General features: G+C 58.0%; 10 protein-coding genes. 6 read left to right on the forward strand and 4 right to left on the reverse strand.

Going from position 1 to position 15,136, the window contains the following annotated elements; all coding sequences use genetic code 11:
- Positions 1-212 precede the first annotated feature (212 nt).
- The 3 genes from FY152_12100 (at position 213) to FY152_12110 (ending at position 4,687) form a co-directional block, all read left to right on the forward strand.
- A complete protein-coding gene (locus FY152_12100; protein UXS32800.1) occupies positions 213-2,885 on the forward strand; it encodes a DNA translocase FtsK in 2,673 nt (890 codons plus the stop codon).
- A gap of 50 nt (positions 2,886-2,935) precedes the next feature.
- Positions 2,936-3,661: an outer membrane lipoprotein carrier protein LolA gene (locus FY152_12105; protein ID UXS32801.1), complete on the forward strand. Its 726-nt coding sequence runs from the start codon at positions 2,936-2,938 to the stop codon at positions 3,659-3,661.
- 222 nt (positions 3,662-3,883) lie between these two features.
- On the forward strand, positions 3,884-4,687 hold the full coding sequence (locus FY152_12110; protein ID UXS32802.1) for an exodeoxyribonuclease III: 804 nt from the start codon (positions 3,884-3,886) through the stop codon (positions 4,685-4,687).
- A gap of 19 nt (positions 4,688-4,706) precedes the next feature.
- On the opposite strand, the gene FY152_12115 is transcribed toward FY152_12110, so the two are convergent.
- Both FY152_12115 and FY152_12120 read right to left on the reverse strand, forming a co-directional pair.
- Positions 4,707-5,162 (reverse strand): cyclic nucleotide-binding domain-containing protein, encoded by a 456-nt coding sequence (locus FY152_12115; GenBank protein UXS32803.1) that lies wholly within the window; start codon positions 5,160-5,162, stop codon positions 4,707-4,709.
- Positions 5,163-5,320: 158 nt separating this feature from the next.
- Positions 5,321-6,004, reverse strand: a complete 684-nt coding sequence (locus FY152_12120) for a response regulator transcription factor (GenBank protein UXS32804.1) — start codon at positions 6,002-6,004, stop codon at positions 5,321-5,323.
- A 286-nt stretch (positions 6,005-6,290) separates the two neighbouring features.
- Here FY152_12120 and FY152_12125 point away from each other — a divergent pair, with 286 nt between their 5' ends.
- On the forward strand, positions 6,291-6,794 hold the full coding sequence (locus tag FY152_12125; protein UXS33277.1) for a L,D-transpeptidase: 504 nt from the start codon (positions 6,291-6,293) through the stop codon (positions 6,792-6,794).
- A gap of 70 nt (positions 6,795-6,864) precedes the next feature.
- Here the strand turns inward: FY152_12125 and FY152_12130 are convergent, their stop codons facing one another.
- A complete protein-coding gene (locus FY152_12130; GenBank protein ID UXS32805.1) occupies positions 6,865-7,434 on the reverse strand; it encodes a CarD family transcriptional regulator in 570 nt (189 codons plus the stop codon).
- A 542-nt stretch (positions 7,435-7,976) separates the two neighbouring features.
- Between FY152_12130 and FY152_12135 the strand changes: the two genes are divergently transcribed.
- Both FY152_12135 and FY152_12140 read left to right on the forward strand, forming a co-directional pair.
- Positions 7,977-12,737, forward strand: coding sequence for an NAD-glutamate dehydrogenase (locus tag FY152_12135; protein ID UXS32806.1), 4,761 nt, complete (start codon positions 7,977-7,979; stop codon positions 12,735-12,737).
- Positions 12,738-12,847: 110 nt separating this feature from the next.
- Positions 12,848-14,224, forward strand: a complete 1,377-nt coding sequence (locus FY152_12140) for an MFS transporter (GenBank protein UXS32807.1) — start codon at positions 12,848-12,850, stop codon at positions 14,222-14,224.
- Positions 14,225-14,450: 226 nt separating this feature from the next.
- On the opposite strand, the gene phaR is transcribed toward FY152_12140, so the two are convergent.
- The gene (gene phaR, locus FY152_12145) at positions 14,451-15,026 is read right to left on the reverse strand and encodes a polyhydroxyalkanoate synthesis repressor PhaR (GenBank protein UXS32808.1); all 576 of its coding nucleotides are present in this window, start codon (positions 15,024-15,026) and stop codon (positions 14,451-14,453) included.
- Between the last annotated feature and the right edge of the window lie 110 nt (positions 15,027-15,136).

Consider the following 15,136-nt stretch of genomic DNA (forward strand, 5'->3'; position numbering starts at 1 on the left):
GGAAAAGGGGTTCTCCATCCCCTTACCCAAAAGAAGGCCCGCTCCGGCGGGCCTTTTTCTTTGCCGTAAATGCACATGCGACTGCAAAAAACCGCATGGTTAACACGACATTAACCAGCAAGCGGTTAGTTTTCCCTGTCAATCCGGGATCAGGTCACCTGCCGGATCTTGCCGAAACCAGGAAAAACGACGGGTTCAGGGACATGGGCAGAATGCAATCTCCGACATTCGATGGTCGTCACACGCGCTTCGTGCTGACGGCGTTTTTCGTGCGGCAGATCATGGCTCTCGCCGGTTTCGCTTTGCTGGCCACGATTTCACTGGGTATTGCGGCCCTCGCCACATGGAACGTGGCGGATCCGAGCCTCTCCTATGCCACGGGAAACCAGCCTACCAATCTTCTGGGTTACAGCGGCGCCATCTTCGCCGATATCGTGATGCAGTTTCTCGGGCTCTCCGCAATCATCTCGCTTTTGCCGGTCATTGCCTGGGCGATCGCGCTCATCGCCGGACGCAGGTTCAACCGGATACCTGCCCGCCTCGTCGCCTGGGTTGCCGGCGCGATCGTCTGCGCCGCTTCGCTCGGCTGTTTTCCCGCACCCGTAACCTGGCCGCTGCCAAACGGTATTGGCGGCGTTATCGGTGATATGATCCTGCGTTTCCCTGCCCTTTTCATCGGCGCTTACCCAACCGGCACCATTGCGACAGTGCTGGGCGTGATATTTGCGGCTCCCGCTGCCTGGCTGATGCTCTTTGCCGCCGGCCTCATGGGAAGCCCGGAAGATAGTCTGGAACTGGAGGAACGCGCGCCCGTGTCGAACAAGGCACGCGCCGTCCGTGAGGCTGAAGAGGACGATGACGACGGTGAAGGCTTCTTCGCCAATATCCTCGCTTTTGGCGCCATGGCGCATTACTGGTACATCACCCAGGCCCGCCTTCGCCGCCTGTTTGGCATCAAGTCCAAATCCCTGCATGACGAATTCGAACATCCCTATGATTTCAACGAATATGAATTCGGCACGTTGAACGAACCTTCCCGCCTCAAGACGGCGATCAACCGCCTCGACCAGCGCGCGGAACCGTCTTTCGAGGAGCGCGCCGCATCCCGCCGGCAGATGTCGCCCCCCTCCATCGCACTCGATCATGATGGTGACATGGATGACGAGCCGCATTTCGATGCGGACGGGAGACGCCTGCCCAACGGTATTCTCTCGGACGACGACAGTGCCGACGAATCCGACCCGAAATTTATGGCAAGACAGGCACCGGGACGCGGGCAGCCCAGAATAACCGCCCCTTCCGCACGCCCCAAGCCGAGCGAGCGTGTGGCACGCGAGGCCCAGGCTTCCTTCATCGCCGCCGACGGTTTCCAGCTGCCCTCCGTCCATCTTCTGGCGGAGCCGAAGAATATCGTGCGCGACAACACGCTGAGCGAGGAAGTGCTGGAGCAGAATGCCCGCCTGCTCGAAGGCGTTCTCGAGGATTTCGGCGTCAAGGGCGAGATCATTCATGTTCGCCCCGGCCCGGTCGTGACACTCTACGAACTGGAACCGGCACCCGGCATCAAATCCTCGCGCGTCATCGGTCTTGCGGATGATATCGCCCGCTCCATGAGCGCCATTGCCGCGCGCGTGGCCGTCGTTCCCGGCCGCAACGCCATCGGCATCGAGCTTCCGAACCAGACCCGCGAAACCGTCTTCCTGCGTGAACTGGTTGGCAGCCGCGATTTCGAAAACAGCAAGGCCAAGCTTGCCATGGCGCTCGGCAAGACCATTGGCGGCGAACCCGTCATCGCCGATCTCGCCAAGATGCCGCATCTGCTCGTTGCCGGTACAACCGGTTCGGGCAAATCCGTCGCCATCAACACCATGATCCTCTCGCTCATTTACCGCATGTCGCCGGAACAGTGCCGCCTGATCATGATCGATCCGAAAATGCTGGAACTGTCGATCTATGACGGTATTCCACATCTGCTCTCCCCTGTTGTCACCGATCCGAAAAAGGCCGTTGTTGCCCTGAAGTGGACGGTGCGCGAGATGGAAGAGCGCTACAAGAAAATGTCGAAGATCGGCGTTCGCAATATCGACGGCTTCAACAGTCGCGTGCAGCAGGCCCTCGACAAGGGCGAAATCCTCACCCGCACGGTGCAGACCGGCTTCGACCGCCAGACCGGCGAGGCAATGTACGAGACGGAAGAATTCGACCTGAAGCCCCTGCCCTATATCGTCGTCATCATCGACGAAATGGCCGATCTGATGATGGTAGCAGGCAAGGACATTGAAGGCGCCGTGCAGCGTCTGGCGCAGATGGCCCGCGCCGCCGGCATCCACGTCATCATGGCGACCCAGCGTCCGTCCGTCGACGTCATCACCGGCACCATCAAGGCAAACTTCCCGACCCGCATCTCCTTCCAGGTGACGTCGAAGATCGACAGCCGCACCATTCTGGGCGAACAGGGCGCCGAACAGCTGCTCGGCATGGGTGACATGCTCTATATGGCCGGTGGCGGCCGCATCCAGCGTGTGCACGGCCCGTTCGTCTCCGACAACGAGGTGGAAGAGATCGTCGCTTATCTGAAGACCCAGGGATCGCCGGAATATCTGGAAGCGATCACCGAGGAAGACGACGAGGAAGGCAATGGCGGCGGCCCGGCCGGGGCAGGCAATTTCTCCGATTCGGAAGACCCTTACGATCAGGCCGTGGCGGTTGTGCTGAGGGACGGCAAGGCCTCCACCTCCTATGTGCAGCGGCGTCTGGGCATCGGCTACAACCGCGCCGCCTCGCTGATCGAGCGCATGGAACAGGAAGGCATTATCGGCCCTGCCAACCATGCCGGAAAACGCGAAATCCTCGTACCGACGGAATCAGACATCATCGAGCGATAACGTCCGCAACCAAGCGGGGTTGAGAAGCGTTATTACACGCTTTCAACGTCATGAAGCCGCCGCCTTTTATGCGGACAATCGCTGCGATGAAGGAGAACAGAATGAACGACCTCACCACCGGCGAAACTGCAGCCGCAAACGCACCGCAAAACGGCGTGACGCGACGCGGCGTGCTGACGGCATTTTCCATGGCAGCCGCCATGGCCGGCCTGTCGCCGCTCAACGCATTTGCGCAGGCCGCCGGCAATGGCGCGACCGCGCAGAAAATCGCCAACCACTTCTCGTCTGTCAAAACCATGATGGGTGAATTTGTACAATTCGGTCCCCGTGGTGAGCAGACCGGCGGCAAATTTTACATCGAACGGCCGGGCAAGCTTCGCTTCAATTATGAGGACCCCTCGCCCATGCGCGTCATCGCCGATGGCAAGAATGTCGTCATAGGCAACATGAAGCTGAAGACATGGGATCTCTATCCGCTGTCGAAGACCCCTCTCAGCCTGCTTTTGTCCGACAAGATCGACCTCGGCAACCAGAAGGTCCGGGACGTGAAGGAAGAGTCGGACCTGACCACCATCGTGCTCGGCGACAAGAGCATTTTTGGTGATTCCACCATTACCCTGATGTTCGACCCGAAAACCTTCGATCTGAGGCAATGGACGACGACCGACGCCCAGAACAAGGACACGACCGTCATGATCTTCAACGTCCAGACGGGCGTGAACCTCGACGAACGCGTCTTCAACATCAATTACGAGGAAGTCCGCAAACGCGGCTGAGGTTTCGAACCTGCGAGAAGTCTTCCAAAGGCGGCCTTGCGGCCGCCTTTTTATTTTGCCGCTAAAGTCCATTTCCGTTTTCGTCGCGATGTTATAAGCCTGCGCTCCGGAAACATGCTCCGAAACAACGGGCTTCGGGGCGACTGCGCATTTCCAGGAAAAGTGGCCATCGGTTTTCCGTCCGGACATGCGACAAAAACACTCTAGAAGCGGAGCACATGCATGTCGTTTTCGATAACCACCTGGAACATCAACTCGGTCAGGCTCAGAATGCCGATCGTTGAGCAGTTTCTGGTGCGTTACAAACCCGACATTCTCTGCCTGCAGGAAACGAAATGCCCGAATGGCGAATTTCCGATGAAACCGCTGAAGGCGCTCGGTTATGAGCACGTCATCATCCACGGCCAGAAGGGCTATCACGGTGTGGCCATCGCCTCGAAAATCCCACTCACCGAAGATCATCGGCAGGACTATTGCGGGATTGGAGACGCACGGCATATTTCCGCGATTTTTCAGGTGGGATCGCGCCGCGTTCGGCTGCACAATTTCTACGTTCCCGCCGGCGGTGACGAACCAGATCGTTCGATAAACCCCAAATTCGGCCACAAGCTCGATTTCATCGAAGAAATGAAGGCGCTCCGCGCCGATGGCGTGCCCGGCACTTCTTCCATTCTCGTCGGCGATCTCAATATCGCACCGCTTGAAAATGACGTCTGGTCGCACAAGCAATTGCTGAAGATCGTCAGCCATACGCCGGTGGAAACCGACGGCATGCTCGATATCATGAAGAAGGGCAACTGGCTCGATCTGATGCGGCTGAACGTGCCTGATAGTGAAAAGATTTATACCTGGTGGAGCTACCGCGCCAAGGATTGGGAAGCCGCAGACCGTGGCCGCCGTCTCGACCACATCTGGTCGTCTCAGGATCTAGGCCCTTCGCTTGAAAAAATCGACATATTGCGCGAGGCCCGCGGCTGGAACCGGCCATCGGACCACGTCCCGGTGACGGCCCATTTCCGTTTCTGACCATGTGGTTTGAGCGACGTCAGGCGAAGCGGTTCTGCAAACGGGCCGCACCTGTCGCCAGAGCCGCTATATTATCGCGAATGCGCGCCGATACGATATCGGCAACCTCCGGAAACTCCTCTACCAGCCGGTGAAAGAGGATACGCGTGATGCGGATGACCTCGGAATCCTCCGCGGCCACAGCGGTGAATTTCCGTTCGCAGAGCGTAAAAAGCGCCAGTTCGGAAAGCAGGGCACCCTTGCCGGGCGTCGCCTGCAGCACGGGCTTGCCGTCCCTTCCTGCCGTAAAAAGCTCGAAATGGCCCGATGTCACCGCAAAGGCGCATTCAGCCGGCGAATGTTCCCGAAACAGTGTCTGGCCTGCCGAGACGCGGCGACGCTCTGCGCCGAAGGCAATCAGCCGCAGCTGGTCATCGCTGAAGCCCGCAAACAACGGCACTTGCCCCAGAAGCATGATATCGTCCGTCAACGCCATGTTTGATCGCTACTCCAGAAAGCCGCCTGCCCTACTATAGCGGTTTTCCAATATCGGTCTTCAAAATACAAGCAGTTAGAACGCCGTGCGTTTTTTTCAAACGCACGGCGCCAGCTTTAGAATACGGATGTAATACCTAGCGATCAGACTATCCCGGTTCAGGGAACGATCTTGTAGCCGCCGTTCTCGGTCACCAGAATTTCAGCGTTGGAAGGGTCACGCTCGATCTTCTGGCGCAGGCGGTAGACATGCGTTTCGAGCGTGTGCGTGGTCACGCCGGAATTATAACCCCAGACCTCTTCCAAGAGGACATCGCGTGTAACGACGGTGCTTCCGGCGCGGTAAAGGTAACGGATGATCGCCGCTTCCTTTTCCGTCAGCCGGATTTTCTTGCCGTCTTCCGTCGTCAGCAGCTTCTGGCTGGGCTTGAACTGATAGGGACCAACGGTGAAAACCGCGTCCTCACTCTGTTCATATTGGCGCAGCTGCGCGCGGATACGCGCCAGAAGAACGGCAAAACGAAAAGGCTTTGTCACATAGTCATTCGCGCCGGCTTCAAGCCCGAGGATGGTATCGGAATCGGTGTCGTGCCCGGTCAGCATGATGATCGGCGCCTTGAAACCGCCCTTGCGCAGCAGCTTCACCGCTTCACGCCCATCCATATCCGGAAGACCGACATCCATGATAAGAAGATCGACCTGGGCGCTCTTGGCGGTCTGCATTGCCTGTGCGGCGTTTGCGCCGCTGAGCAGCGAGAATTCCTCATAAGGAGACAGTTGCTCGGTCAGCGTCTCCCGAAGATCGTCGTCATCGTCCACCAGAAGGATAGTGCGAGCCGTCATTCGGATTCTCAGCCTTTCTTACTTTAGCGCACCAGCCCGGAAATCGCGTTCGATTCTCGGAAAGCACGATGCGTAGTTTAAAAGAGTTAGAGCATCCTTTGTGCCTGCTAAGGGACGCATGGTGCTCTAATTGTCAGCCAATTCAGCGGTTTGCCGATAAAAGGTCAACCCATTGCCATGATATTACGAAGTGCTATGACTTCACGTTAGATAACCTGCAAAGCAAAATCTCGTGAAAAACATGAGCAAACAGCCCGTAAAGCAACATAAACGCGCATTGACGCTCATGGTTCGGCCGGCACCTTCGAAAATAAGCCGGGCGATCGTTCAACTCGGACATCTCACCTTTCCCGCCGCAATCGGACGCAATGGCCGCACCGCGCTGAAACGCGAGGGGGACGGAAAATCCCCCATTTCCACTACCCGCCTGCTGCACGGCTTTTATCGCGGCGATCGCAACACCGCCATGGCCACGGCATTGCCGATGCGACGAACGCGACCATCCATGCTATGGTGCGACGAGCCGAGCAACGCCAATTACAACAGGCTGGTCAAAGCACCCTTTGCATCAAGCCATGAAGAGATGATGCGAAAGGACGGTCTTTACGACGTCTGCCTGGTGCTCGACTGGAACATCACCACCAGAAGCCGCAACCGCGGCTCGGCGATCTTCATGCACCTGATACGCCCGGGGTATGAACCGACCGCAGGCTGCGTCGCTCTCCGTCCCCGCGATATGCGGCGTATCCTGCCGCACCTGCGCAAGGGCACAAAAATCCGCATCCTGTGAAGCGCGCCCTGCAGCCGGGCAAAAAAAACCCGCCATCAAGGCGGGTTTTTTAGACGGAAAAGGCCGGTTATTAAGCGGCTTCGTCCTGAGAATCGTCTTCTTCAACGGTCTTGCCGCGCTTGGGGCCTTTGGCAAGGTTGACTTCCACCAGGCGGACAGCCTCGGTTTCAGACATTTTGTTGACGGCGGCGATTTCGCGCGCCATGCGGTCGAGAGCAGCTTCGTAAAGCTGACGCTCGGAATAGGACTGCTCCGGCTGGTTTTCGGCACGGTAGAGATCGCGCACCACTTCCGCAATCGCGATAAGATCGCCGGAATTGATCTTTGCATCATATTCCTGAGCGCGGCGCGACCACATGGTACGCTTCACACGCGCCTTGCCCTGCACCACTTTCAGTGCCCGCTCGACAAAATCGCCTTCGGAAAGCTTGCGCATGCCGATGCTCACGGCTTTTGCGACGGGAACTTTAAGACGCATCTTGTCTTTTTCGAAATCGATGACAAAAAGCTCAAGCTTCATGCCGGCGACTTCTTGTTCCTCGATGGCAGAAATGGTACCGACACCATGAGCGGGATACACAATCGCTTCACCGGTCTTGAAACCGTGATGTGCTGGAGATTTCTTCTGCTGGGTCGTCATTCGTTCTAAAAACTCCCTGTTACATACCCGGCAATGCCGGGGTTGGGTCGGTCAGGCCCTGATGAGACGGGGGAACCGTCAGGTGACTCCGCACTGGTCCAGCCGTGCACGCAAAAACACACCTTCCCGTCTTGCGGGGTTCGATAACGTAAACGCTCGATATGTCACGGAAACCGCGTGCAAAAGAGGTGTTGCTTTCGTGGTGTTTTTGGGCACACAAATGCCACGCTGTGGATCAGTGTCGTTGGTGTACCACAAAAATAGGCGCAAATCAATAATTTGCTTCGACCGTGGCCGCAACATCACATGGCAGTCCAAGAACCGCCTAAAAATTAGCCGCAAAAATACTGTCGAATGCTTTGAGACAGACCCTCATGGCAAAAGAAGCAAAAAAATTTCACTTACCGACTGAAGAAACACGAAAGCCTCTTAAACTCTTCGTAATTCCACGCCAATATCCGATTCGACTGAAAAGGCAAAATCCGTAAATTGGCGGTGCTTTTTTTAAATTAAAGTGTGATTTTTGGAGGAATCCACGTCAAATGGGCTACAGAAATAATCCAAAACGCGAAAAACAGATCGAAAAAGCGCGTCAGCAGGCAATTGCCGAAAATGTCCAATTTCTTGATCCAGGTATTCTTTATGGAAGGGCAAGCGCCGACGATATAGAATATTATTCCGCAGAGATGCTGGCAGCGAGCGCCGCTCACAGTTTCGGCGCGCTGTCGCACTGGACCGGAGAGGCGCCCCATATCAGCATTACCCAGGTGGAGGGCGTTTCCCCGCGGGATATTCCTGTAACGGTTCTCACGATTATCGGCCGCAACATGCCGTTCCTCTATGATTCCGTCATGGGCGAAGTCACAAGCAGCTATCGTGGACTTTATCTTGCGGTACATCCGATCCTCGTTCGCGACGACACCGCCCAGGCAGGTTACCGCCTTGCGGAGCCCGAAGATGATCCCACCGAGAATATCAGCCTCATCCAGCTGCATATCGCGCCGCTGACCGCGCAGGCCGCCGCAACGCTGGAAGAACGGCTGCGTTTCGTCCTGGCGCAGGTCCAGTTCGCCTATCGCGACTGGCGGCCCATGCTGGCAAAGCTCGATGAAGCGCTGGACGAACTGTCAAAGCGCGGCTCGTCGCGACGCAAGACCGAACGGACGGAAGCCGTCGAATTCCTCAACTGGCTTCGCAACGACAATTTCACTTTCCTCGGCATGCGCGACTACACCTATTCCGGCAAGGGAAAGAACGCGAAGATCGAACGCGGTGACGGCGTCGGTCTCGGCAGCCTCAGCGATCCGGATGTGCGCGTCCTGCGCCTCGGCAAGAACGCCGTGACGACAACGCCGGAAATTCTTGCCTTCCTCGATGGCCCGGATTTCCTCATCGTCACCAAGGCGAATGTGAAGTCCATCGTGCATCGCCGTGCCTATATGGATTATATCGGCATCAAGCGCTTTGACGAGGACGGTAATGTCATTGGCGAATTGCGTATCGTCGGCCTGTTCACCGCCACGGCCTATACGCGTTCGGTGAAGCAGATACCGCTGCTGCGCGCCAAGGTGGCCGATGTCGAGCGGCACTTCGGTTTCGATCCGAACAGCCATTCCGGCCGCATCCTGCAGAACACACTCGAAGCCTATCCCCGCGACGATCTCTTCCAGATCGAAACGGATCTGCTGATCCGCTTCATCGAGCAGATCATGGAATTGAGCGACCGTCCGCGCGTGCGTGTCCTCGCCCGCATCGACCGTTTCGACCGCTTCGTCTCGGCCATCATTTTCGTGCCGCGCGAGGAATACAATTCCTATGTGCGCGAGAAGATCGGCGACTATCTGAGCAAGGTCTATGACGGGCATATTTCCGCCTATTATCCCGCCTTCCCTGAAGGGGCTGTCGCCCGCGTCCACTTCATCGTCGGCCGCACGGAAGGCAAGACGCCGCGTATCGCCCAGGATAAGCTCGAAGATGCCGTCAGCGATATCGCCGCACGCTGGATAGACCATTTTGTTGCCCTCTCCGAGCCGGGTGCGCCGGTGCTGGAGGTGGATCAGGCCTATCAGGAAGCCTTCACGCCCGAAGAGGCGATCGGCGACATGACGGATATCCTGGCCGCCGCAAAAGGCGAGCCAGTCCGCATTGAGTTCTACCAGCAGGAAGGCCAATCGGCCGATACCCTTTCGCTGAAGATATTCCATCGCGACGGCCATCTGCCGCTCTCGCGGCGCGTGCCGCTGCTCGAAAATCTGGGCTTCAACGTCATCAGCGAGCGCACCTTCGACGTTGGTGTCGTTTCGGATGGCGAAAAGCGCGATATCGTGCTGCATGATATGGAACTATCCGTCGCCAAGGGCACGACGCTCGATCTGCCGCATTACGGGCAGAAACTGGAAGAGGCTTTTCTTGCCGCCTTCTCCGGCAAGGTGGATAACGACAACTTCAACCGCCTGATCCTCGCCTGCGGCCTGACCGTGCGTGAAGTGTCCGTGCTGCGCGCCTATGCCCGTTATCTGCGCCAGACCGGCATTGTCTATTCGCAGGAGCATATTTCCGAAACGCTCTTCAAATACCCCGCCATTTCCCGGAATATTTTCGCGCTTTTCAAGGCTGGCTTCGATCCATCCATCGAAGAAAAGAAGCGGCTGAAGAAACTCGCGGAGATACACAAGGCGATCGAGACGGCATTGAGCGGCGTTCCCAACCTCGACGAGGACCGTACGCTCAGGCGCTACGTCAACGCCATCGACGCAACGCTTCGCACCAACTACTTCCAGAAAAATGCCGACGGCACGCCGCGTGACCTATTGGCGTTCAAGTTCGATCCGAAACATCTGGATGGCCTGCCCGATCCGCGTCCCTTCCGCGAAATCTTCGTTTATGGAACCGAGGTTGAAGGCGTGCACCTGCGCTTCGGCAAGGTCGCGCGCGGCGGTCTTCGCTGGTCGGATCGCGGCCAGGATTACCGCACGGAAGTGCTCGGTCTCGTCAAGGCCCAGCAGGTCAAGAATGCGGTCATCGTGCCTGTCGGCGCCAAGGGCGGCTTCTTCCCTAAGAACCTGCCCGTCGGCGGTTCCCGCGACGAGGTCTTCAACGCCGGCCGCGAAGCCTACAAGACCTACATCCGCACCCTGCTCTCCATCACCGACAATATCGTCGACGACGCCATCGTGCCGCCGGCCGATACGTTGCGGCTGGATGGTGACGACCCCTATTTCGTCGTCGCCGCCGACAAGGGAACGGCAACCTTCTCCGATACGGCGAACGGCCTTGCCCACGACGCCGGCTTCTGGCTGGACGATGCCTTCGCATCGGGCGGCTCGGCCGGTTACGACCACAAGAAGATGGGCATCACCGCCCGCGGCGCCTGGGAAACGGTAAAGCGCCATTTCCGTGAAATGGATACCGACATCCAGACAACGCCTTTCACGGTTGCGGGTGTGGGCGACATGTCCGGAGACGTTTTCGGCAACGGCATGTTGCTGTCGGAAAAGATCAGGCTGATCGCCGCCTTCGATCACCGTGATATCTTCATCGACCCGAATCCCGATACCGATAAATCCTTTGCCGAACGCAAGCGGCTTTTCGAACTGCCGCGTTCCAGCTGGCAGGATTATGATCGCTCTACTCTCTCCGCCGGCGCGATGATCATCTCGCGCTCCGAAAAATCGGTGAACCTGACGCCGGAAGCCGTCGCTGCCATCGGTATCGACAAGTCCGTCGCCACACCCTTCGAGATCATGACCGCCATTCTGAAGGCGCCCACCGATCTTCTGTGGTTTGGCGGCATCGGCACGTACATCAAGGCGGCGGTGGAAACCAATGCCGAGGTGGGTGACAGGGCCAACGACCCCATCCGCGTCAACGCCACGGAGTTGCGCGCCAAGGTCATCGGCGAAGGCGCCAATCTGGGCATCACCCAGAAGGGCCGCATCGCTTATGCGCTGGCGGGTGGACGTTGCAATTCCGACGCCATCGACAACTCGGCTGGCGTGAACTCCTCCGACGTCGAGGTCAACATCAAGATCGCGCTTGCCTCCGCCGTCAATAGCGGTCGCCTGACGATGCCGAAGCGCAACCAGCTTCTCGCTTCCATGACACCGGAAGTGGCGCAGCTGGTGCTGCGCAACAACTATCTGCAATCGCTGGCGATCTCGCTCACGGAACGGCTTGGGCTCGCAAACCGCGAAGAGCTCGGCCGCCTCATGAGCGCGCTCGAGGCAACCGGGCAACTGAACCGCAAGGTTGAAACCCTGCCGAACAATGCCGAACTCAGCGAAAGATACGCCACCGGAAAGCCGCTGACCCGGCCGGAAATCGGCGTGCTTCTTTCCTATGCCAAGCTGACCCTGTTCGATGCACTGGTGGCAAGCCCGCTTCCCGACGAGCCCTATCTCCAGCATCTCCTGGTCGACTATTTCCCGGCCAAGATGCAGAAGAACTATGCCGACGATATCAAGGCGCATCGCCTGCACCGTGAAATCGTCGCGACCGCGCTCGCCAATGCCGTGGTGAACCGCGGCGGTCCGGGTTTCGTGCAGAAACTCGCTGACGCAAGCGGCCTTCTGGCGGCCGATGTCGTCAAGGCGGCGGTGATCGTTGAGGATGGTTTCGGCCTCAAACGCCTGTGGGGCGAGGTCGACGCGCTTGACGGCAAGGTGGGCGGTGAAGTCCAGAACGGTCTTTATGCCACGATCACCCGCATCTTCTCGGATGCGAGCCGCCTTTACCTGCAAACCGGAAGCGCGGGTGCGGGAACGAGTGACATGGCGACCGAAATCGAGCGCCTGAAAACCGCCATCAAGACGCTGTCGCCGGCAGCGGCGAAATATCGTCGCGAACTTGGTGTCACGGAGATCGACGGTGTTCCCTCCGGCCTTCTGGAAGAACTGGATACGCTTTCCCTGCTGGTCTATGTGCCGGAAATCATGCGCATTGCCGAAAGTGCAGGCACAACGCTTGCCCGAGCCGCCGAAAGCTATGCCACCGTCTCGTCAACCTTCCGTGTCGCGCGTCTGCTGGATGCCAGCCAGCGCATCACGCCCGTTGATCACTATGAGAGCCTGGCTCTCCTGCGCAGCCAGGACCAGATCGCCTTGTCGAGACGACGTATCGTCATTTCGGCGCTCACCGAGCATGCCAAGGAGAAGGATCCGGTTCAGGCCTGGTATGCGGCAGACCGCGTGCGCGTCAACCGCATCGTTTCCGAACTCGGCGCGCTCAGCGAAAGCGGCGATACCAACCTCGCCCGCCTGACGGTGGCGGCAGGGCTGCTTGGCGATATCGTTCAGGCGCGCTGATCGACCATCCGAAAAACGCCATCCGGGTTATTGGCCCGGATGGCGATAGATGGCACGATGCGCCAGCATCCGACCTTCTATCCTCCCCCTGATATCCGATAGGACGATGAATGACTGTCCCCACCCCGAATGCGGAAACAGTGGTTGCCAAACGCGGCATCTGGGGCTGGGTCATGTTCGACTGGGCGGCGCAGCCCTTCTTTACGGTCGTTACGACCTTCGTTTTCGGTCCCTATTTCGTCGCCCGCCTCACCGATGATCCGATTTCGGCGCAGGCGACATGGAGCAACATGGCGACGGTGTCGTCGATCATCATCGCCCTCTTCTCCCCCATCCTCGGCTCCATCGCTGACCAATCCGGCGCGAGAAAGCCGTGGATCGCCTTTTTTGCGGTCATCAAGATCGTAAGTCTCTTTTTACTTTGGTTCGCAGCACCGGGCTCACCGCTCATCCTGCCGATCATCTGCATGATCCTCGCCTCCATCGCGGCGGAGTTTTCTATCGTCTTCAACGATTCCATGATGCCGCGACTGACCAATCCGCAGAATGTCGGACGCATTTCCAATCTCGCCTGGGGGCTCGGTTATCTCGGCGGCATGGTGGTGTTGATCGCCGTGGTGACACTTCTGGCCGCCAACCCGCAAACCGGACTGACGATTGCCGGCATCAAACCGCTTTTCGGTCTCGATCCGGCAACCGGCGAGGACGCCAGAATAACCGGTCCATTCGCGGCACTCTGGTATCTCATCTTCATTCTGCCGATGTTTCTGCTGACCCCGGACGCCGAAAAGGGCCTGCCTTTCGGAGCCGCGATCCGCTCGGGACTGGGGGAACTCAAGACAACCCTGCGCGAATTGCGCTACCGCCCCGTGCTGTTGCGGTTTCTCATCGCGCGCATGCTTTATCAGGACGGCGTCAATGGTGTGCTCATTCTGGGTGGAGCCTTTGCGGCCGGCATGTTCGGCTGGGCGACAATGGAAATCGGCCTCTTCGGCATTCTCCTCAATGTCGTCGCCATCGCAGGCTGCTTTGCGGCCGGACGCGTTGATCAGAAACTCGGTTCTCGCATCACCATTCTCATCAGTCTGGTGCTCCTGCTGCTCGCCACGCTCGGCATCGTCTCCACGGAAAAGGGCTCGACCCTGTTCGGCTGGGTGCAATTGTCGACGGCGGATAATGGCGGCATCTTCGCCACCGGCGCGGAAAAAGCCTATCTGCTTTATGGCGTATTGATCGGCCTCGCCTTCGGCCCCGTCCAGGCCTCGTCGCGCTCTTATCTCGCCCGCAATATCACCGTGGCGGAGGCGGGCCGCTATTTCGGCATCTATGCGCTTTCCGGCCGCGCCACGAGTTTCATGGCGACACTATCGTTTTCCATAGCAACCTATATAAGCGGCTCTGCCCATATCGGCATGGCCACGCTCATCCTGTTCCTGGGGGCTGGATTTCTGCTGTTGCTGCGTGTGCCCGAACGGGCCGCAAACTGAAGAACCTGAAACTTATAAGACGCGCGAGTGATGATAAATCGCTCCGCATATTCGACGTCATCCTCGGGCTTGACCCGAGGATCCATTGATTTCAGCATGTTGTGGATCCTCGGGTCTAGCCCGAGGATGACGGCGGAGAGGCCTGAACACCTTGGTCAACAAGCTGGAAGCTGCATCGCGGATATAGGCAAGCGAAGCGCACCGCTTCTGAATTCCACAGCCTTCATCAGAGCTGGTCGAGTTTTTGCTGCAATGCGCGCAGCTGCGCCTTCAGCTCATCAATCTCGGAGGCATTCGGCTTGCGGGTTTCCTTGGGTGCCTGCGGCATTGCGAAAGGTGTGAAGCCCTGCATCGCCTGCCGGAAGAGTTCCGTGTTGCGGCGGATCTGCTCTTCCATCATCTGCAATGGCGCCTGAAAATTGCGGGCGAGCGAACCGTCGCCGAAAGCCTTGGCCATATGCTCCTGCATCTGGCTCTGCTGATCGGAAAAGGTCTTCATCGAATGTTCGAGAAAGGTCGGCACGACCATCTGCATCTGGTCGCCGTAATAGGAGATAAGCTGCCGCAGAAATGCCGTCGGCAACAGCGTATTGCCGGTTTTGGCTTCCTGTTCGACAATGATCTGCGTCAGCACCGCGTGGGTAATGTCTTCGGAGGACTTGGCGTCCTGAACCTTGAAGTCCTCACCACGCTTGACCATCTGCGCCAGGTCGTCGAGCGTCACATAAGTGCTGGTGCCGGTATTGTAGAGCCGCCGGTTGGCATATTTTTTAATGATTGTTTCGCCGTCGTGTTTCGCCATGCCCGCCTCCTCGCGATGATGGTATTTTTTTGTTTTTTGGTGTTATTGCTCTTCCCGCTGCAAAGTGTATGCGCAAAACGAGCCCTCTGACAAATGTTTTGTGCATCGCA

It is taken from the genome of Agrobacterium tumefaciens, assembly GCA_025560025.1.
In the GTDB taxonomy this organism is placed as follows: domain Bacteria; phylum Pseudomonadota; class Alphaproteobacteria; order Rhizobiales; family Rhizobiaceae; genus Agrobacterium.